Here is an 18,059-nt window from a genome sequence, read left to right as displayed (position 1 = left end):
GCCCGGACCCACATCGCCCCGACCATCAAGGGGGGTTGGTGACTGGCGCGGGACCGGGCGGGGTCGCGGCGGCGGGGGCACCGGCCGGTGCCCCCGCCTCCTCGTCTCACCTCGGCGTCTCACCTCGGCCCGTACGCGGGGACCGGCACAGCGGCGGCTCGACCGCGGTTGTAGCAGCCGTCCCTAGCCTCGGATCACCCGACTGTCCCGGGCTGACAAGGAGGCCTCAAGCATGGGCACAGAGATCACACCGTTCCAGGTGCACTTCCCCGACGACTCGTTGCAGGAGTTGCGTCGGCGCCTGACCGCCGCGCGCTGGCCGGACGCCGAGACGGTCGACAGCTGGGAGCAGGGTCCGAAGCTGTCGTACATGAAGGATCTGTCCGCCTCGTGGGCGCGGGACCACGACTGGCGCGCCACCGAGAAGCGCCTCAACGCCGTCCCCCAGTTCCGCACCGAGATCGACGGCCTGGACGTGCACTTCCTGCACGCGCGATCCCCCCATGCCGGCGCCACTCCCCTGCTGTTGACCCATGGTTGGCCCAGCTCGGTCCTGGAGTTTTTGGACCTGATTCCTCAGCTCACCGACCCCGACGACCCGTCCCAGGCCTTTCACGTGGTGTGCCCGTCGCTCCCGGGACACGGGTTCAGCGGCAAGCCGTCCTCCGCGGGCTGGACCGTCGGCAGGACCAGCAGGGCCTGGGCGCAGTTGATGGCGCGGCTCGGCTACTCGCGATACGGCGCGCACGGCGGTGACTGGGGTTCGTGGGTGAGCGCCGAACTCGGCACCGCCGACCCGGACCACCTCCTGGGCATCCACCTGACGATGCCGCTCGCCAAGGCGCCCGATCAGCCGGTGGAACTGGACGAGCGCGACCAGCAGGCCATGGCCCGGATGAAGAGTTTCGGCCAGAACCGCTCGGGCTACGCGGCCATTCAGTCCACGCGTCCGCAAGCGCTCGGATACGGTCTGGCGGACTCACCGACCGGTCAACTCGCCTGGATCCTGGACCGGTTCTGGGAGTGGGTCGACCACGACGGCACGCCGGAGAAGGCGCTGCCCCAGGACGCGCTGCTCGACATGGCCACCGTCTACTGGCTGACGGGCACCGGGGCCTCGTCGGCACGGCTGTTCTGGGAGAGCTTCAACAAGGAACCGATGAATCCCACGAACGTGCCCGTCGGATGCTCCGTGTTCCCCAAGGACGCGTGGCTGCCCCGCGCATGGGCCGAACAGCGCTTCACGGATCTGCGTTACTGGAAGGATCTCGACAGCGGCGGACACTTCCCGGCCCTGGAGAGGCCCGCCGTGCTCGCCGATGAACTGCGCGCGTTCTTCGCTCTTCTGAACTGAGAGGTCAGATGGCCACCACTCCGTCCCAGCCCGCCGACGTGCTCGACCGGCGGGCTCTCAACCGTGCTTTCCTCGCACGCCAGTTGCTGCTGAACCGGCGCACGATGCCGGCCCAAGCAGCGCTCGAGCACCTCGTGGGCCTCCAGGCACAGGCGCCCTTCCCGCCGTACTACGGCCTGTGGACCCGGCTGGAGAACTTCCGCCCCACGGAACTGGCCGGACTCCTCACCGGACGGCAGGCCGTGCGCGTCCCGCTGATGCGCGGCACCGTCCATCTGGTGACGACCTCCGACTGCCGCAAATTGCGGCCGTGTGTGCAACCGTTCCTGGAACGAAGCCTGATCACCACCTTCGCCAAGGACCTGCACGGACTGGATCCGGCGAAGGTGGCGGCAGCCGGCCGGGAGCTCCTGGAAGAGACTCCGCGCACCGTCGGCGACCTGACCGCCGCCCTGCGTACGATGTGGCCCGACCACCCCGCCAACGCGCTCAGCAACGTCGTGCGCAGCCTGCTGCCGGTGGTCCAGATCCCGCCCCGCGGAGTCTGGGGTCAGGGCGGACAGCCGACGTACGCCCTGGCGGAGGACTGGATCGGCACCCCGCTGGACACGGAGGCGGACCTCGACGACCTGGTCCTGCGCTATCTGGCGGCGTTCGGCCCCGCCACCGTCAAGGACATCCAGGCGTGGTCGGGTCTCACCCGGCTGCGCGCGGTGACCGAACGCCTGCGTCCGCGGCTGGTCTCCCTGCGCGACGAGGACGGCAGGGAGCTCCTGGACCTGCCGGACGCCCCGCGGCCGGGCACCGACGCGCCCGCACCGGTGCGCTATCTGGCGCCGTACGACAACGCGATCCTCTCCCACGCGGACCGCACCCGGATCATCAGCGATGAGCACCGCAAGGCCATCGCGACGAAGAACGCGGTGATTCCGGGAACGATCCTCGTGGACGGATTCGTCGCCGGCGCGTGGCGGGTCGACCGTGCGCGCGCGTCGACCACCGTCGACGTACAGCTCTTCACCGCGGTGAGCAAGCGGGTGCGTGCCGAGCTCGTGGAGGAGGGCGAGCGTCTGCTGCTCTTCGCCTCGGACGGCGCCGCGCCGCGCGAGCTGCGCATCGCCGACGCCTGACGCGGCAGACGAAACCCCTGGCGGGCGGTGGCCTCGATCGCACACCGTCCGCCAGGGGTTTCGTTGTCAGCTCCGGTCAGGTCAGGTCAGCGTCGAGTCCGCGGGGACGTCCGGCCGGGCCTCACCGGGCAACTCCACGCGCGTGGGCGGCAGTTCACCGTCGACCAGGTACGCGTCGACGAGAGCGTCCACCTGCGGGTTGCCGCCGAGGCGGTAGATCTCGTGGGCTCCGGAGTCGGTCACCAGGATCAGGTGGTGCCCCAGGCGCTCGGCCATGGCCACCGCCCCGGGGCAGTGGTCCAGGGGGTCGCCGTCGGCCTGCACGACAAGCCCCGTCGGGTAGTCACCGCGGGTGACGGCGGGGCGCGGCTCGACGGGTGTGCACGTACCGAAGGCGGCCACCCAGGGCTGGGCGCGCATCACGCCGAAGCCGTACGGGAAACGGTCCCTGAAGTCGCGCATGTCGCGGTAGTAGACCTCCAGGTCGGCCGGCCACTCGGTCTCGCACGTCACGGCTTCCAGCACGGCGTCGCGCAGTCCGCCCGCCGCGGTGCCCGGCCGCCAGCGGGTCTGGCCCGCGAGCAGTTCGCGGGCCCGCTCCGCGTCGGCGGAGCCGGTCGCCTTGCCCAACTCCCCTATCAGCTCCCCGAGTTCCCGCCAGCGCCCGCGAGCCGCGCTCAGCGTGCCGACGACCCCGTCGAACGCGGTACGCAGCGACGCGCCCTCGCCGATGGAGGCCAGGGCCGCCGCGGTCTCCTCCACGCTTGCAAGGACCCGCGCGGCATCGTCGCCAAGGCCGAAGGACCGGTCGCGCTGCCCGGTCCACTCCGCCCACAGGTCCACGTTCTCGCGCACCGCGAGCGCCTGCGAGGCGAACTGCTGCCGCCAGTCCCAGTCCGGGTGGACCGAGGAGTCGAGGACGCTGCGGTCCAGGTGCGCTCCGAACATCGCCCCGTAGACCGCGCCGAGCAGCGTGCCGTAGGCCCAGCCCACGAAGCTGATCTCCGCTTCGCCGAGCAGAATGCGGATCACGTTCATGTCGCGGGCGCTGTTGGCCGTCGTGGTGTGGCGGCGCAGGCTGCCCCCGGCGCGCACGCACCCCTGGTCGCGTTCCCGCATGTCCGCGGCGATGGCGGCGAACACGGAGTCGGGGGGCCGCGAGTCGAACGGCACGGTCGTCTCACTCGCCTCGCCCTCGACCCGGGTCGACGCGCCCGTCCCGCGAGGGTCGAACCCGATCAGGTCGTAGACCTCGTGGGGCGCGGTGCCCGCCAGACGCGTCGGCAGCAGCCTGCCGAGACCGCCGTCGCCGCCCGGGCCACCGTTCAGGGACAGCAGCACACCACGCCTCCTGCTCGGATCCAGCGCCCGGATCCGGCTGAGCGCCAGCTCGATGCGCTCACCGGAAGGGTGCGCGTAGTCGAGCGGCACTTCGATGAAGGCGACTTCGAGGCTGTCGTCGAATTCGCTTGGCTTCCACGTCAGTTGCTGCGTCAGAAAGTGGCGCAACCCGGCTTCGTCCCATGTCATAAGGGCACGGTCCGGCTCCGCGCTAGAGGCACTCCGGAGCCGGCATGGAGCTGCGCAGCGAGCCGCGGCCCGCTACGACGATGCTCCAGCAGCGCTAGAGGCCAATCAGCCATTCTCATCGCCATGAAAACGAGACTATGCCTCACCGTGACGGCGGCCGCGCTCCTGAGCGTGGTGGCAACGACCGGCACCGCCGGGGCGTCCCAGCTGTGCTCCCTCTCTCCCGTCGGAACCTGGTCGGGCACGGTCACCCGCCCCGGAGCGAGCGACCAGATCCAGCTCTCCTTCGGCTCGTCCGGTCGTGCGTGCCTGATAACCACCTCCGGGTCCGGCACCGCGACGAGCACCGGAACCTGGAGCCAGAGCGGATCCGAGCAGTTCAACTACAAGATCAAGGAATCGCTGACCGACGAGAACGGGACGGCCACCGGCTGGATCCAGATCAACCAGGACGCCGTCCAGAAAGGGACGGGCTTCAGCAGCTCCGGCACTTCACGGATCTACGACCTCAACGGCAACCTGCAAGGGTCGGTCACCTCCCACGTCACCGCCACCAGAACCTCCTCCAGCGCGCTTCCGTGCGCCTCCTGAGCGAATACCTTCGCGCTCGTCGCCGGCAGCGGCCTGCTAGCCGACGTACTGCGTGATCCCGCGCGGGACGTACACGCCGTGCCCGGCGCGCCCGGTGAACTCCCGCTCGGAGATGACGGGTTCGCCGCGCGAGAGCACCGTTTCGACGCGCCCGGTGAGCCGCTTGCCCTCGTACGCCGAGTAGTCGACGTTCATGTGGTGGGTCTCGGCGGAGACGACCTGCTCGGCGTGCGGGTCGTAGATGACGACGTCGGCGTCGGCGCCGGGCGCGATGGTGCCCTTCTTCGGGTACAGGCCGAACATGCGGGCCGGCGTCGCGCAGGCGATCTCGATCCAGCGGCGGCGCGAGATGTGTCCGTCGACGACGGCCTGGTGCAGGAGGTCCATGCGGTTCTCGACGCCCGGCATGCCGTTGGGGATCTTCGAGAAGTCGCCGCGGCCCAGCTCCTTCTGCCCGTTGAAGCAGAAGGGGCAGTGGTCGGTGGACACGACCTGGAGGTCGTTCGTGCGCAGGCCCCGCCACAGGGCCGCCTGGTGGTCCTTGGGCCGCAGGGGCGTACTGCACACGTACTTGGCGCCCTCGAAGTCCGGCTCGGCGAGGTTGTCCGTGGACAGGAAGAGGTACTGCGGGCACGTCTCGCCGAAGACGTTCAGGCCCTCGTCGCGGGCGCGCGCGATCTCGGCGAGCGCCTCCCGCGCCGAGACGTGCACCACGTACAGGGGCGCGCCCGCGACCTGGGCGAGCTTGATGGCGCGGTGCGTCGCCTCGGCTTCGAGGAGGGCCTTCCTGACCTCGCCGTGGTAGCGCGGGTCGGTCTCGCCGCGCTCCAGGGCCTGCTGCACGAGGACGTCGATCGCGATGCCGTTCTCGGCGTGCATCATGATCAGGCCGCCGTTTTCGCCGGCCCGCTGCATGGCGCGCAGGATCTGCCCGTCGTCGGAGTAGAAGACTCCGGGGTACGCCATGAACTGCTTGAACGACGTGACCCCCTCGGCGACGAGCAGGTCCATCTCCTTGAGCGTCTCGTCGTGCACATCGGAGACGATCATGTGGAAGCCGTAGTCGATCGCGCAGTTCCCGTCGGCCTTGGCGTGCCAGGCGTCCAGGCCCTCGCGCAGGGTGTGCCCGACGGACTGGATGGCGAAGTCGACGATGGTGGTCGTGCCGCCCCAGGCCGCTGCCCGGGTGCCCGTCTCGAAGGTGTCGGCGGCGAAGGTGCCGCCGAACGGCATCTCCATGTGGGTGTGCGCGTCGACGCCGCCCGGGATGACGTACTTCTGGCGGGCGTCGATCGTCCGGTCCGCGGTCCAGGATTCCGCGGCGTCGGTGCCGGCCGCGGCGAGGGCGGCGATGCGCCCGTCCTCGATGAGTACGTCGGCGTGGATCTCGTCGGCGGCGGTGACGACGAGTCCGCCGCGGATGACGGTACGGCTGCTGCTCATGCTCCCTCTTCCGTGTCTACGCTGCCTAAGGGTTGGTCAGCGGCGTGTAGGCGCCCGGGGCGCGGTCGCGGTAGAACTGCCAGCGACTGCGGACCTCGCGCAGTTTGTCCATGTCGAGGTCACGGACGACGAGTTCGGGCTCCTTGTCCCCCGCGACCTCCCCGACGAACTGGCCCTCCGGGTCGACGAAGTAGCTCGTCCCGTAGAAGTCGTTGTCGCCGTACTCCTCCTGGCCGACGCGGTTGATCGCGCCGACGAAGTACTCGTTCGCGACGGCGGACGCCGGCTGTTCCAGCTGCCACAGGTAGCCGGACAGGCCGCGCGAGGTCGCCGACGGGTTGAAGACGATCTGCGCGCCTTCGAGGCCGAGCGCGCGCCAGCCCTCGGGGAAGTGCCGGTCGTAGCAGATGTAGACGCCGATCTTCCCGACGGCGGTGTCGAAGACGGGCCAGCCCGAGTTGCCCGGCCTGAAGTAGAACTTCTCCCAGAATCCCCGCACTTGAGGGATGTGGGTCTTGCGGTACTTGCCGAGGTAGGTGCCGTCGGCGTCGATCACGGCGGCCGTGTTGTAGAGGACGCCGGGCTGCTCCTCCTCGTACATGGGCAGGACCAGGACGATGCCGTGTTCGGCGGCGAGAGCCTGGAAGCGGCGGACGGTGGGGCCGTCGGGGATCGCCTCGGCGTACTCGTAGAACTTCGCGTCCTGCACCTGGCAGAAGTACGGGCCGTAGAACAGCTCCTGGAAGCAGAGGACCTTCGCCCCCTGCGCGGCGGCGTCGCGGACGGCCTGCTCATGGACCTGGATCATGGACTCTTTGTCGCCGGTCCAGGCGGTCTGGAAGATCGCGGCGCGGATCACGGTGCTCATCGGGGACCTCCGGTCGCTCGGTGTGCCGTGAGCCTAGGAAGTCCTTGCCGCGTACCGGAGTTGCACCGTGTCACGTCTGGAGCCGGGCGCCGTTCCACGCTGTCACCCTCTCTGCGCGTCGTGGGCGAGGAGGGCGATGTGGACGGACGCGGCCTGCTCGAAGTCGTCGAGGTCGAGCCCGAGAAGCGACTCGATGGCGTCCAGCCTGCGGTAGAGGGCGGGGCGGCTCATGTGGTGGAGCTGCGCCGTGCGCGACTTGTTGCGGCCGGTGGCGAGGTAGGTCCGCAGGACGGGCAGCAGGCCCGGATCGTCTGCGTAGAGGAGGCCGTCCAGCTCGCGTTCGGCGAAGGCCTGGACGTGCGGGTCGTCGCGCAGGAGCCGTACGAGGCCCCGCAGGCGTACGTCGCGCAGGCGCACGACGGGCGGGATCTCCGGGGTGCCGGCCGCGGCCTCGGCGATGTGCAGCGCCTCGCGCAGCCCGGCGGGCACGTCGTCCCAGGCGGTACACGGCTCGGCGGCCGCCACCACGACCGGCTCTCCCGCCCCCGCGCGCAGGCGGGCCGCGAAGTGTTCGGTCAGCGGTCCCGGGGCCTGGTCGCGGGCGAGGCTGAGCAGGACGGCGGTCGCGCCGTCCGCGAGTTCGGCGGCGAGTCCGGACAGACCCAACAGGCGTAGTACACGGCCTAGTTCGGCCGGGTCGCCGTCGCGGACGACGAGCGGGACGAACGTGCGGCGGTTGACGGGGAGCCCGGCGGCCCTGGCCCGTGGCAGGAGCTGACGCGCCGGTACGACGCCGGAGACCAGGTCGGTGAGGATGCCCTGCGCCGACTGCTCCTCCCAGCTGTGGGCGGCGCCGCCCAGCATGCGGTGCAGGACGAGGGCCTCGGCGGCGCGTTCGGCGAGGAGCCGTCCGGTGGGGCCGTCGCCCCGGTAGCCGCACAGCACGACGCTCCCCCAGCGTTCGCCGCGCCCGTCGAGGCCGGCGCGGTACCAGTCGGCGCCGTCGGCACAGCCCGCCCGGCGCGCGATGCGCTCCCAGTCGCGCAGCACGTCGTCCACCGCCGACCGTTCACCGGCGGTGGCGAGGACACGGTGGGCGAGGTTGGCGACGACGACGGGGCAGCCGCTGTGCGCGGCGATCTCGTCGAGGAGCCGCTGGAGCGGGGCGCCCGCCGTGATGAGTCCGGTCAGCGCGGTGCGGATGCCCTCGGAGAGGCTGACGGCGGCGAACTTCCGCCGGACCAGCCGTGATTGGACCTCCTCCGTGAGTTCGGCGAACGGGAAGGGGCGGTGCAGGACGACCATCGGCAGGCCGTACCGCTCGGCCGCACGCCGCATGTCCTCGGGGGGTGCGGGGAAGGCGCGGCCGAGCCCGAGGACGACGGCGGCCGCCTCCGCACGGTGCAGGGACTTGATGTACTCGGTCCTGACGTGGGCGTCCCCGGCGAGCAGGACCCCGGTGGTGAGGACCATCTCGCCGCCGCTGAGCATCACCCCGACGTCGGCGGCCTCGGCGACGTGCACCCAGCGCACGGGCCGGTCGAGGTGACCGGCCCCCGCGACCACCTCGGGGTCGCCCGCCGCGATCCGCTCCAGGGCGAGTATCTGCCGTACGGACAGGGCGTGTTCGGCGTCGGTGACGGTCATCGGGGCCCCTTCCTCACCACCACTGCCTTGGTCCGGCAGACCCGCTTCCTCGGGCTAACAGACGCTGCGCAGGGCCCGTTCCAGGATGGCCGCGCCCTCTTCCGCCTCGGCGACGGTGAGGGTCAGCGGCGGCGCGATGCGCAGCACGCTGGTGTTGTGCCCGCCGCCCTTGCCGACGAGGAGTCCGCCCTCGCGGGCCGCCTCGATCACGCGCGACGCCGCGTCCGGATCGGCCTCGTCCGTACCGGGTTTCACCAGCTCGATGCCGATCATCAGGCCCCGGCCGCGCACCTCCCGTACGCACTCCGTCGTGGCGCCCACGGCCCGCAGCCGCTCGATGAGGAGGCCGCCGACGCGGCGGGCGTTGCCCTGGAGGTCGTGTTCGAGGAGGTAGATGAGGTTGGCGAGGCCGGCGGCCATCGTCACCGGGGAGCCGCCGAACGTCGAGATGGAGTTGGAGTCGAGGCAGTTCATGACCTCGGCGCGTGCGACGACACCCCCGATGGACATGCCGTTCCCGATGCCCTTGGCGAAGGTCAGGATGTCGGGCGGACCGTTCTGCGCGTGCGCCTGCCAGCCCCAGAAGTGCTCGCCGGTGCGGCCCCAGCCCGTCTGCACCTCGTCGGCGATCCACAGGATGCCGTGCTCCTGGAGCACCTCGCGGAACGCCGCGTAGAGGCCGTCGGGCGGCGAGGTGAATCCGCCGACGCCCTGGATGGGTTCGGCGATGAGCGCGGCGACGCCGCGGGTCTGGCCGAGGATGTCGCGCAGGTCGTCGACGCACGCCTCGATGAACTGGGCATCGGTCAGCTGCGCGTACGGGCCCCGGCTGCGCACCCCGCCGTGGACGTACAGCGTCTGGAGCGGCGAGAGGCTGGTCGGGGACCAGCCGCGGTTGCCGGTGATGCCGACGGCGGAGAAGGAACGGCCGTGGTAGCTGTTGCGCATCGCGAGGATCTGGTTCGAGCGGCGGTACGCGGTGGCGAGCAGCAGGGCCGTGTCGTTGGCCTCGGTGCCGGAGGTGGTGAAGAAGACGCGGGCGTCCGGGATACCGGACAACTGGGCTACGCGCTCGGCGAGTTCGACCATCTGCCGGTTGAGGTAGAGGGTCGAGGTGTGGATGATCCGCCCGGCCTGCTCGCTGACCGCCTTCGTCACCTCGGGCAGGGCGTGCGCGGTCATCGTGGTCAGGATCCCGCCGAAGAAGTCGAGGTACTTGTTCCCGGCGGCGTCCCAGACGTGGCGGCCCTCGCCGTGGGTGATCTCGAGGGGGCGGTCGTAGTACAGGGCGAGCCAGTCCGGCAGGACGGCACGGTGACGGGCGTGGAGGTCGGGGGTCATCACGGTGGCACGGGTCCCTTCGTCGGCGCCGTCACGAGTGACAGTGGTCATGGCTGCACCAGCCCCTCGTAGGCGTCGGGCCGGCGGTCCCGGTAGAACGCCCACTGCTGGCGTACCTCGTCGATGAGGCCGAAGTCGAGGTCCCGTACGAGGAGTTCCTCGTCCTTGTCGCTCGCGGCGTCGCCCACGGTCTGCCCGCGGGGGTCGACGAAGTAGCTCGTGCCGTAGAAGTCGTTGTCGCCGTACTCCTCGACGCCGACGCGGTTGATCGCGGCGATGAAGTACTCGTTCGCGACGGCCGCCGCGGGCTGTTCCAGCTGCCAGAGGTACGCCGACAGGCCCCGGCTCGTGGCGGACGGGTTGTACACGAGCTGTGCGCCGTTGAGGCCGAGCTGACGCCAGCCCTCGGGGAAGTGCCGGTCGTAGCAGATGTAGACGCCGACGCGGCCGACCGCGGTCTCGAAGACCGGCCAGCCCAGATTTCCCGGCTTGAAGTAGAACTTCTCCCAGAAGCCCTTCACCTGGGGGATGTGGTGCTTGCGGTACTTGCCGAGGTACGTGCCGTCGGCGTCGATGACGGCCGCGGTGTTGAAGTAGAACCCGGACTGCTCGACCTCGAAGACCGGTACGACGACGACCATTCCGGTCTCGCGGGCCAGGGCCCGCATCCGGGTCACGGTCGGCCCGTCCGGCACGGGTTCGGCCCAGCGGTAGTGCTCGGCCTCCTGCACCTGGCAGAAGTAGGGGGCGTTGAAGACCTCCTGGAAGCCGATGATCCGCGCGCCCTGCCGGGCGGCCTCCCGCGCATGTTCCTCATGCTTGGTGATCATGGATTCGGTGTCGCCCGTCCAGCTCGCCTGGACCAGCGCGGCGCGTACGACGTCGGCCATGTGCCGCTCCTTTGTCTGTTGCCCCGCCGGGGGACGTCAGAGAGCCTCTACGCCCGTAGACACAGGCCGTAGAGGGACGAACGTAAGCCTCACCGGCGGCCTTGCCAAGACCATCGCCGTTAACCGGCGGAATCGATCTTGTTTCGCACCCGTGCGGGTGAGGAGTGAGCGGACTACGTGGGGAACCCGGCGACCCTGAGCGCGTGCACGACGTCCCAGAAACGCTCGTCGGAGACGCCGCGCGCCGCTTCGACGAGCAGCGGGACGAGCCGGTCCGGGTCGTCCTGCACGCTGCGGGCGGCCTCCTCGGGGGTGCGTACGCGGACGTACGCGTCGAGGAGCGCACGCGCCTCGCGGTGGCGGGCCTCGCCGATGAGGCGGAGCACGGACGCGCCGATCTCGGTGGCGGGGCGGGCCACTCCCTGGCGCAGGATCTGCTGCGCGTCGGCGGTGCGTCCGGCGGCGCCGAGGGCGTCGGCGGCGGCCACGAGGAGGTCGGCCGGGAGCGAGGCGGTCTCCCAGAGCAGGGTCGCCCAGTCGGCGCCGAGACCCGCGCGGTTCAACTCGGCGGCGAGCAGCGGGAATCGGGCGGCGGGCCAGTGGGCGGCCTCGACGAGCACGCCGTGCGCCTCCCCGCCGCGGCCCTCTGCGCGCAGCCGGTGGAGGGTGGCGACGCAGGCGGCGATGGCGTCGCGCGCGTCGCTGTCGAGGTGCGGCGGGGCGGGCGCCGGCGCCGACTCCCCTTCGGCGGCACCTGCGAACCGGGCGCCGCGCGGGCTCGCGGCGGAGTCCCGTAACGGGCCTTGGACGGCGAGGGGCGTGGGGTCGACGGTCGGCTCGGACGCATCAGCGGCGGGCGCGGCTTCGTCGAGCATCCCGGCGAACCGGGCGCTGCCACGGGGTCGGCGCTTGCGTTCCTTGGCCGGCCTGGCGCGCTTGGACGGCTCGGCGCGTCCGGTGGGTCCGGGTCGGGCAGGTGCTGCGGCGTCGGCGGGCGGGCGCTGCTGCGGTACGGGCAGGGGTGGTGGCGGTGGCTGCCGGTCCAGATCCACCATCCTGCGGCGGAGCTCCGCGCAGCGGGCCGTCGCGCGTTCGTGGTCGTCCCGCGCCCAGGCCAGGTCGAGGCGCATCGCCTCCGCCTGTTCGCGCGTGGCGGCCGTGTGCAGGAGCTGGGCCAGGTCCACCTGGCGTTCGGCGGCGTACCGCTGCTCGCGGAGCATCACGTCGAGCCGGTCGCCGAGCAGGTCACGGCCGCCGGGCCGTGCGTCGAAGGCGGTGAGCGAGGCACTGTGCAGGGCGTGTGCCCGTCCGGCCTCGCGGTCGGCCTCGTCGGGTCCGCGGCCGGCGGCCAGATCCTGGAGGAGCGCCTCCACCACGTCCCAGGGAGGCACCTCGCCGCCGGCGAGACAGGCCCGCATCCCGTCGGGGTCGCGCTGCCAGAAGATGCCGCACCAGCCTGCGTCCGGGTCGAGCCGGGCCAGCAGGTCCCGCAGGTACACCGCGAACTCCCGGACCTGGTCAGGGAGTTGTTCCACTTCCATCACACGCCGCCCGATCCCTCCGCAGAGTGGAGTCTTCCGGATCGGAAGAAAACACCCTCCGTGTTTCGCGGGCGCTACGGGCGCTTTTCCGGGGTGGCACCGTCCTCACACGCCGCACCTAGACGGTCACCAGGGAGCAGCTCGCGACGATCTCGTCCATGGAGAGGCCGAGGGTCCGGGCGAGGGCCGCGACCGTGAAGAACGCGGGGGTCGGCGCCCGGCCGGTCTCGATCTTGCGGAGCGTCTCGGCGGACAGTCCCGCGCTCGCGGCGACTTCGACCATGCTCCGCCCGCGCCGGGCCTCACGCAGCAGCATGCCGAGCCGCTCACCGCGCTCGCGCTCTTCGGGGGTCAGGGGGGTTCGCACCATGCGCCCAGTCTACCGGCAGAACCCACATTCAAATACCGGTATTGTAATTGGCATGGTGGAACTCAAGACAGACACATCGATCGACGAGATGCGGGAAGCGGGCCGGGTCGTGGCCCAGGCGCTCGCGGCGGTCCGCGAGAAGGCGGCCGTCGGGGTCTCGCTCCAGGAGCTGGACTCGGTGGCGCACGGCGTCCTGCGCGCGGCGGACGCGCGCTCCCCGTTCCTCGGCTACCGCCCCTCTTTCGCCCCGACCCCCTTCCCCGCGGTCCTGTGCGCGTCGGTGAACGACGCGATCGTGCACGGCATCCCCGACGGGTACCGGCTGCGCGACGGCGACCTGCTCTCGGCCGACTTCGGCGCCGAGCTGGGCGGCTGGGTCGGCGACTCGGCGATCAGCTTCACGGTCGGCACGGCACGCCCCGAGGACGTACGCCTGATCGAGACGGCGGAGCGTGCGCTCGCGGCGGGCATCGAGGCGGCGGTCGTCGGGAACAAGATCGGGGACGTCGCCCACGCCATCGGCAAGGTGTGCCGCGCGCAGGGATACGGCATCCCGGACGGCTTCGGCGGGCACGGCGTGGGCCGCAAGATGCACGAGGACCCGGCCGTCCCGAACGAGGGACGGGCGGGCCGGGGCATGCGCCTCAAGCACGGCATGGTGATCGCGATCGAGCCGATGGTGATCGCCGGCGGCATGGACGACTACTACGCGGCCCCGGACGGCTGGACCCTGCGCACAGGAGACGGCACCCGCGCCGCCCACGCCGAACACACGGTGGCGATCACGGACGCGGGACCACGGATCCTGACGGCGCTCTGAGCGGGCCTCGACAAGGGCGCAGCGCGGGCGAGTGCCTCGCGCCGAGCGGCATGCACCGGTCCGGAGGCAACTGGCCCGCTGCACGACGGATGTCCCTGGCCTCCCTCGCCCCAGGCGCCACCGAGACGCTCCGGGGCAGTCAACGGGGCGCGGATTCCCGGAATCCGGGAACGGGAACGCCCGACACCCCGGTAGGCAGTCCCCGCCCGAGGGACCCCGGGACCGCCGACCGGGGTGTCGTGTCCTGCTCTGCGACCTGCGCAAGTGTGCGGGGCGCGTTCCCGGGCCCCGCTCAGATCTCGTCAGAATGGGCGCTGACGTCGGCGGGGTATCTGCTGGTGGCCAGCCAGGACCGGGCGGGCCCGGCGGGTGTCGTCGTGTCCACCGTGAGGTGGAGGCGGGTGTCGCCGTCGAGGCCGGGGTAGCTGCGCTGTTCCGCGCCCGCGAAGGAGCGGCGAAGAACCTCCGCGACCGCGCGGGCGGCTTCGGGCGTGTGCGCGATGATCCGGACCTCGGCGCGTCCGAGCGACGGCACCCTCTGGGTCTCGATGCGCTTCATTTCGACGTGTCCCCTTCGGAGTGGGCGAGAAGTCGGCGAGTGGGACGCTGGGCGCCCCACTCACTGCCCCCGGTCAGAGGGAAAGTGCTTCTTCACCGGTCGGCCTGCGTACGGCGGGCTCGACGGCCGGTGTCGTCCGGCCGGCCGGGAGGTCTCGGCAGGGGGTCGCTGTAGTGGTGGGCCGCGATCCGGGCATCGTGCTGTGCGTTGAGCAAGTGGATCAAGCGCATCCCGATGACGGTCGCGAGGATGATCGCCGCGATGAGGACGAGGGTCGCCATGGAACTCACCTCGTGGTGCCGGGCAGCGGGACGGCGCCTTGGCCCATCGAGTTCCCGAAGGGGGACATGCAGGCCCCGCCTTCGCTCTCCCAGCCGGCCTCCTCGCGCAAGGCGTCGCGAATGCCGCGCTCGATGACCACTTCATCGGCCATCAGGACGCCGGCGGTGAGGACGCTCCCGGGGATCGCTGCCGCGGCCATCAGGCGGGCCGCGGCAGCGGGCTCGGTCTCGGGCGGGATCACCAGAAGGTCCCAGCGCCCGAGACCGTACGAGAGCAGAATCAGCTTGTCGGGGTGCTGTTCGGTGAACCAGCCCACATGCATGGTGTGCCCCGCCACAGGCACCTTTCGCGGGATGACGGGCCAGCGAGTGGGATTCACGGTGACGCTTGTGATGCGTCCCCAGGCTGTGTCGAGTGCGGCCGCGAGCGGTGGAAGCTCCGCCTTGAGGTCGCGCGAACAGGGCCACCAGGCCCCGTCGAGCTGGCCGGCGAGGGAGCTCTTCGGCGTGAGGGACAAGCGTGCCGGGAGCTCTGTGTCGAGGTCGCGCGGCGTGGTCCGATCGAGGGTGGTGGTCATGTTGAGGACCTGCCCCCGGGCTACCCGTCGGCAGCCCGGTTTTTCGTGATCCCCGGAAACGACACCCGCGTGGAAACCGGTGCGCGAAGTACTCCCGGTGTTTTCACCCTACATCCGTTGGGCTGACTTTGACCGTCCTGACCAGGTATTTTCCGTCGCACGTGCGGTGGCGCGGGCGGCGGGCCACGCATCGACCCGCCTCACCCGCGCGTCACCGCACCGACCTTCACCGCCGTCGTCCGGCGGCCCTCCCCCGGGCCGCGCCGTCCCGTCGGCGCATTCGGAAACGAGCACGCGAGAGCGCAGCGCGAACCCGGGGGGAGGCACCCTTCGGCAGGGCGTCGTCTTCTCCCTCAGCTTTCCTGAAGGAGCGCCTTCAGTTGTCCTGAAGGAACTTCTTCGCCAGGGAGTCGCCGAGGGTCACCGCCGCGCTGTGGCTCTCGATCGGGGACGTCTGGTTGTTCTTGAACACGATGTACGTGACGCCGGAGTCCGTGCCGCCGGTCTCCGGGTCGGGGTCGATGCCGAGGGCGTTCGCGGTGGCGTAGGACGCCTCGCCGATGATCTGGTTCGGCCCGGTGTCGCCGACGACCGCGTATTCGACCTGGTTGTTGTAGATGACGGCCACGACGCCGCCACCCTTGATGCCGGCACCGGCGTAGTTCCAGATGCTGCTGGAGCTGGGCACGACGACGTACGGGAGCTTCTCGGCGCTCAGCGGCCGGCCGTCGGACTGGTGGAATGCCGTGTCGTCCTGGAACCAGGGGTCGGTGTCGGCGTTGCACTGCGTGGTGATCTGGCCGTCACAGTCGATGTCCATGTCGGCCTTCCAGAACACCGCGCCGTTCTTGCCGCAGACCGGCACGGTCGCCGAGGTCTCCTCGTCGGTGCGGTACTTGCCGTTCGATATCTGCGAGCAGGACGTGACCTTGGCGAGGAGGTCGGCCGCGCTGACGGTGCCTTCCTGGGCGCGCTGGGGGCCGCTCTCGCGGGCGGTGGCGTTCGTGGGGAGCAGAGCCGTGGCGAGCAGCGCGGCTCCGGCGGAGGCGGTGAGGGCGAGCGTTCGGGTACGCACGTGGGGGCCCTTCTGTTAGGAAAGTTTCCTTACCTTCGGGCCTCAAATCTGGCGTCGCCACAGGGACCTGTCAACCCCTCGAATACGCCAAGAGGCCCGCGGATACCGCCAGTTGACGTCGATCGCACGCCAGCCGACGGGACCCACGGGCCCCTCACCGCACGTCTCGTCAGCCGCCGGAGGCGGGCCTCACCACCATCGCCGAGCCGCCGCCCCGCCGCACCTTTTCGGCCGCGGCGAGCCACTTGCCGTTCTGCAGGCGCTGCACGCCCGTCGCCGCGCCGATCTCCGGGTTCTGCTTGAAGACGTGGCCGAGCGCCTCCAGGCGCGCTCTCGCCGGCGAGTCCCACAGGCCCGGTTCGAGCTCGGTGGCCGCCGCGTTGCGCTGGCTGGCGCGCGGCGCCGCGATCGCGTCGACCAGGGGCAGACCACGGTCGACAAAGCCGGTCAGCGTCTGCAGGACGGTCGTGATGATCGTCGCGCCGCCGGGCGAACCGAGCGCCACCACAGGCTGGTTGTGCCGGTCGAGCACGATCGTCGGGGAGATCGACGAACGCGGACGCTTGCCGGGCCCCGGCAGGTTCGGGTCGTGGACCGCCGGGTTGGCCGGTGCGAACGAGAAGTCGGTGAGCTCGTTGTTGAGCAGGAAGCCTCGGCCCGGGACCGTGATGCCACTGCCGCCCGTCGACTCGATCGTCAGCGTGTACGCGACGACGTTGCCCCATTTGTCGGCGACCGTCAGATGGGTCGTGTTCTCGCCCTCGAAGGTCGTCGGGGCCGCCTTGTCGCCCGCCTCACCGCACTTGCCGGGGTGGCGCGGATCGCCCGGCGCCAGCGGGCTCGTCAGGACCGCGTCGTCCTTGATGAGGCACTCCCGCGAGTCGGCGAACCGCTGCGAGAGCAGCTCCTTCGCCGGTACGTCCTCGAACCCGGGGTCGCCGACCCAGCGCCCGCGGTCCGCGAACGCGATCCGGCTCGCCTCGATGTAGCGGTGCAGATACTGCTCCTGCGTGGCCTTCGAAAGGTCGCTCCGCTCAAGGATGTTGAGCGCCTCGCCCACCGTCGTACCGCCCGAGGACGACGGCGCCATCGAGTAGACGCCGAGCCCGCGGTACGACGTCCTCGTCGGGGCCTGCAGCTTCGCCCCGTACGCCTTCAGATCCTTGACGGACAGCTCGCCGGGCCGCGCGACCCGGCCCGAGGCCGGGTCCACGGGCGGCTTGTTCACGGTGCGTATGACGTCCTTGCCGATGTCACCGTGGTAGATGGCGCCGACTCCGTCGTGCGCCAACTCCTCGTAGGTGCGGGCGAGATCGGGGTTCTTGAACGTGGAGCCGACGACGGGGAGCGCGCCGCCCGGCAGGAACAGCTTCGCCGTGGCGGGGAAGTCCTTGAACCGCGCCTGGTTCGCCTCGGTCTGCGAGCGGAACGTGTCGTCGACCTTGAACCCGTCCCGCGCCAGCTTCTGCGCGGGCCGCAGCACCGAGCCGAGCCGCTCGCTGCCCCAGGTGTCGAGCGCGGTCTGCCAGGTGGCGGGCGTGCCCGGCGTGCCGACGCTCAGGCCGCTCGTCACCGCGTCGTTGAAGTCGAGCGGCTTGCCGTTCTCCAGGAAGAGCCCGGAGTCCGCGGTGAGGGGGGCCGTCTCGCGGCCGTCGATCGTGTGCACCTTGCGGGTCTTCGCGTCGTAGTAGACGAAGTAGCCGCCCCCGCCGACGCCCGCGGAGTACGGCTCGGTGACACCGAGCGCCGCGGCCGTCGCGACAGCCCCGTCCACCGCGTTGCCGCCCTTGCGGAGAACCTCGATCCCGGCGGCGGACGCGTCCGCGTCGACGCTGGAGACCGCGCCGCCGTAGCCGACGGCCAGCGGCACCTTGGGCGCGGACGCGGTGCCGGTGGCGCCGGCGGCCCCCGACGAAGACATAGGGGGCGCGGCCGCACCCACCGTCACCATCACCGCGGCAACGGCCAAACCCGAAAGATTCCGCGCAACAGGACGTCTCATCCGTACCTCCAGTCAACAGCCGTCCGCGCAGCGTAACTT

General features: G+C 71.0%; 17 protein-coding genes. 4 read left to right on the top strand and 13 right to left on the bottom strand.

Going from position 1 to position 18,059, the window contains the following annotated elements; all coding sequences use genetic code 11:
- Positions 1-232 precede the first annotated feature (232 nt).
- Together ACIPWY_RS01650 and ACIPWY_RS01645 are read left to right on the top strand one after the other, a co-directional pair.
- A complete protein-coding gene (locus tag ACIPWY_RS01650) occupies positions 233-1,354 on the top strand; it encodes an epoxide hydrolase family protein (protein WP_362898435.1) in 1,122 nt (373 codons plus the stop codon).
- A gap of 8 nt (positions 1,355-1,362) precedes the next feature.
- Positions 1,363-2,484, top strand: coding sequence for a winged helix DNA-binding domain-containing protein (locus ACIPWY_RS01645; RefSeq protein WP_393699936.1), 1,122 nt, complete (start codon positions 1,363-1,365; stop codon positions 2,482-2,484).
- An 81-nt stretch (positions 2,485-2,565) separates the two neighbouring features.
- Here ACIPWY_RS01645 and ACIPWY_RS01640 read toward each other — a convergent pair whose 3' ends face one another.
- The gene (locus tag ACIPWY_RS01640; RefSeq protein WP_393699938.1) at positions 2,566-4,014 is read right to left on the bottom strand and encodes an alpha/beta fold hydrolase; all 1,449 of its coding nucleotides are present in this window, start codon (positions 4,012-4,014) and stop codon (positions 2,566-2,568) included.
- A gap of 123 nt (positions 4,015-4,137) precedes the next feature.
- Here ACIPWY_RS01640 and ACIPWY_RS01635 point away from each other — a divergent pair, with 123 nt between their 5' ends.
- Positions 4,138-4,605 (top strand): hypothetical protein, encoded by a 468-nt coding sequence (locus ACIPWY_RS01635; RefSeq protein ID WP_362898439.1) that lies wholly within the window; start codon positions 4,138-4,140, stop codon positions 4,603-4,605.
- Between the two features lie 36 nt (positions 4,606-4,641).
- Here ACIPWY_RS01635 and hydA read toward each other — a convergent pair whose 3' ends face one another.
- From hydA to ACIPWY_RS01600, 7 genes are all read right to left on the bottom strand, one after another.
- Positions 4,642-6,048: a dihydropyrimidinase gene (gene hydA / locus ACIPWY_RS01630; RefSeq protein ID WP_401532028.1), complete on the bottom strand. Its 1,407-nt coding sequence runs from the start codon at positions 6,046-6,048 to the stop codon at positions 4,642-4,644.
- A 25-nt stretch (positions 6,049-6,073) separates the two neighbouring features.
- Positions 6,074-6,916, bottom strand: a complete 843-nt coding sequence (locus tag ACIPWY_RS01625) for a nitrilase-related carbon-nitrogen hydrolase (RefSeq protein WP_383892132.1) — start codon at positions 6,914-6,916, stop codon at positions 6,074-6,076.
- A gap of 102 nt (positions 6,917-7,018) precedes the next feature.
- On the bottom strand, positions 7,019-8,563 hold the full coding sequence (locus ACIPWY_RS01620; protein ID WP_362898445.1) for a PucR family transcriptional regulator: 1,545 nt from the start codon (positions 8,561-8,563) through the stop codon (positions 7,019-7,021).
- Positions 8,564-8,617: 54 nt separating this feature from the next.
- Positions 8,618-9,904, bottom strand: coding sequence for an aspartate aminotransferase family protein (locus ACIPWY_RS01615; RefSeq protein WP_362899247.1), 1,287 nt, complete (start codon positions 9,902-9,904; stop codon positions 8,618-8,620).
- A gap of 47 nt (positions 9,905-9,951) precedes the next feature.
- Positions 9,952-10,794, bottom strand: coding sequence for a nitrilase-related carbon-nitrogen hydrolase (locus ACIPWY_RS01610; protein ID WP_362898446.1), 843 nt, complete (start codon positions 10,792-10,794; stop codon positions 9,952-9,954).
- Positions 10,795-10,967: 173 nt separating this feature from the next.
- Complete coding sequence (locus ACIPWY_RS01605) at positions 10,968-12,335, bottom strand: hypothetical protein (protein ID WP_393700434.1); 1,368 nt, start codon at positions 12,333-12,335, stop codon at positions 10,968-10,970.
- Between the two features lie 118 nt (positions 12,336-12,453).
- Positions 12,454-12,705 carry a helix-turn-helix transcriptional regulator gene (locus ACIPWY_RS01600; RefSeq protein WP_362898448.1) on the bottom strand — a complete coding sequence of 84 codons (252 nt, stop codon included), beginning with the start codon at positions 12,703-12,705 and terminating at the stop codon, positions 12,454-12,456.
- Between the two features lie 52 nt (positions 12,706-12,757).
- Between ACIPWY_RS01600 and map the strand changes: the two genes are divergently transcribed.
- Complete coding sequence (gene map / locus ACIPWY_RS01595) at positions 12,758-13,525, top strand: type I methionyl aminopeptidase (RefSeq protein WP_393699943.1); 768 nt, start codon at positions 12,758-12,760, stop codon at positions 13,523-13,525.
- A 292-nt stretch (positions 13,526-13,817) separates the two neighbouring features.
- Here map and ACIPWY_RS01590 read toward each other — a convergent pair whose 3' ends face one another.
- The 5 genes from ACIPWY_RS01590 to ggt form a co-directional block, all read right to left on the bottom strand.
- Positions 13,818-14,084, bottom strand: a complete 267-nt coding sequence (locus ACIPWY_RS01590) for a hypothetical protein (RefSeq protein ID WP_362898452.1) — start codon at positions 14,082-14,084, stop codon at positions 13,818-13,820.
- 92 nt (positions 14,085-14,176) lie between these two features.
- Positions 14,177-14,365 (bottom strand): hypothetical protein, encoded by a 189-nt coding sequence (locus ACIPWY_RS01585; protein WP_362898454.1) that lies wholly within the window; start codon positions 14,363-14,365, stop codon positions 14,177-14,179.
- A 5-nt stretch (positions 14,366-14,370) separates the two neighbouring features.
- Entirely contained in the window at positions 14,371-14,943 is a 573-nt protein-coding gene (locus tag ACIPWY_RS01580) for a DUF5994 family protein (protein WP_393699946.1), read from the bottom strand.
- Between the two features lie 376 nt (positions 14,944-15,319).
- Positions 15,320-16,018, bottom strand: coding sequence for a glycoside hydrolase family 75 protein (locus ACIPWY_RS01575; protein ID WP_383892153.1), 699 nt, complete (start codon positions 16,016-16,018; stop codon positions 15,320-15,322).
- 169 nt (positions 16,019-16,187) lie between these two features.
- The gene (ggt, locus tag ACIPWY_RS01570) at positions 16,188-18,020 is read right to left on the bottom strand and encodes a gamma-glutamyltransferase (protein ID WP_393699948.1); all 1,833 of its coding nucleotides are present in this window, start codon (positions 18,018-18,020) and stop codon (positions 16,188-16,190) included.
- Positions 18,021-18,059 lie beyond the last annotated feature (39 nt).

The sequence above is a fragment of the Streptomyces sp. NPDC090032 genome, assembly GCF_044748025.1.
Taxonomy (GTDB): Bacteria; Actinomycetota; Actinomycetes; order Streptomycetales; family Streptomycetaceae; genus Streptomyces.
Note: the sequence above shows the minus strand (reverse complement) of the source record. Positions and strands in the feature narration are given on the sequence as shown.

Bases quoted from the DNA above. Each gene is read 5' to 3' on its own strand.
- ACIPWY_RS01625 (WP_383892132.1), bottom strand. From the start codon at position 6,916: ATGAGCACCGTGATCCGCGCCGCGATCTTCCAGACCGCCTGGACCGGC.
- ACIPWY_RS01640 (WP_393699938.1), bottom strand. From the start codon at position 4,014: ATGACATGGGACGAAGCCGGGTTGCGCCACTTTCTGACGCAGCAACTG.
- ggt (WP_393699948.1), bottom strand. From the start codon at position 18,020: ATGAGACGTCCTGTTGCGCGGAATCTTTCGGGTTTGGCCGTTGCCGCG.
- ACIPWY_RS01635 (WP_362898439.1), top strand. From the start codon at position 4,138: ATGAAAACGAGACTATGCCTCACCGTGACGGCGGCCGCGCTCCTGAGC.
- ACIPWY_RS01615 (WP_362899247.1), bottom strand. From the start codon at position 9,904: ATGACCCCCGACCTCCACGCCCGTCACCGTGCCGTCCTGCCGGACTGG.
- ACIPWY_RS01605 (WP_393700434.1), bottom strand. From the start codon at position 12,335: ATGGAAGTGGAACAACTCCCTGACCAGGTCCGGGAGTTCGCGGTGTAC.
- ACIPWY_RS01590 (WP_362898452.1), bottom strand. From the start codon at position 14,084: ATGAAGCGCATCGAGACCCAGAGGGTGCCGTCGCTCGGACGCGCCGAG.
- map (WP_393699943.1), top strand. From the start codon at position 12,758: ATGGTGGAACTCAAGACAGACACATCGATCGACGAGATGCGGGAAGCG.
- ACIPWY_RS01600 (WP_362898448.1), bottom strand. From the start codon at position 12,705: ATGGTGCGAACCCCCCTGACCCCCGAAGAGCGCGAGCGCGGTGAGCGG.
- ACIPWY_RS01610 (WP_362898446.1), bottom strand. From the start codon at position 10,794: ATGGCCGACGTCGTACGCGCCGCGCTGGTCCAGGCGAGCTGGACGGGC.
- ACIPWY_RS01580 (WP_393699946.1), bottom strand. From the start codon at position 14,943: ATGACCACCACCCTCGATCGGACCACGCCGCGCGACCTCGACACAGAG.
- ACIPWY_RS01585 (WP_362898454.1), bottom strand. From the start codon at position 14,365: ATGGCGACCCTCGTCCTCATCGCGGCGATCATCCTCGCGACCGTCATC.
- ACIPWY_RS01650 (WP_362898435.1), top strand. From the start codon at position 233: ATGGGCACAGAGATCACACCGTTCCAGGTGCACTTCCCCGACGACTCG.
- ACIPWY_RS01645 (WP_393699936.1), top strand. From the start codon at position 1,363: ATGGCCACCACTCCGTCCCAGCCCGCCGACGTGCTCGACCGGCGGGCT.
- ACIPWY_RS01620 (WP_362898445.1), bottom strand. From the start codon at position 8,563: ATGACCGTCACCGACGCCGAACACGCCCTGTCCGTACGGCAGATACTC.
- hydA (WP_401532028.1), bottom strand. From the start codon at position 6,048: ATGAGCAGCAGCCGTACCGTCATCCGCGGCGGACTCGTCGTCACCGCC.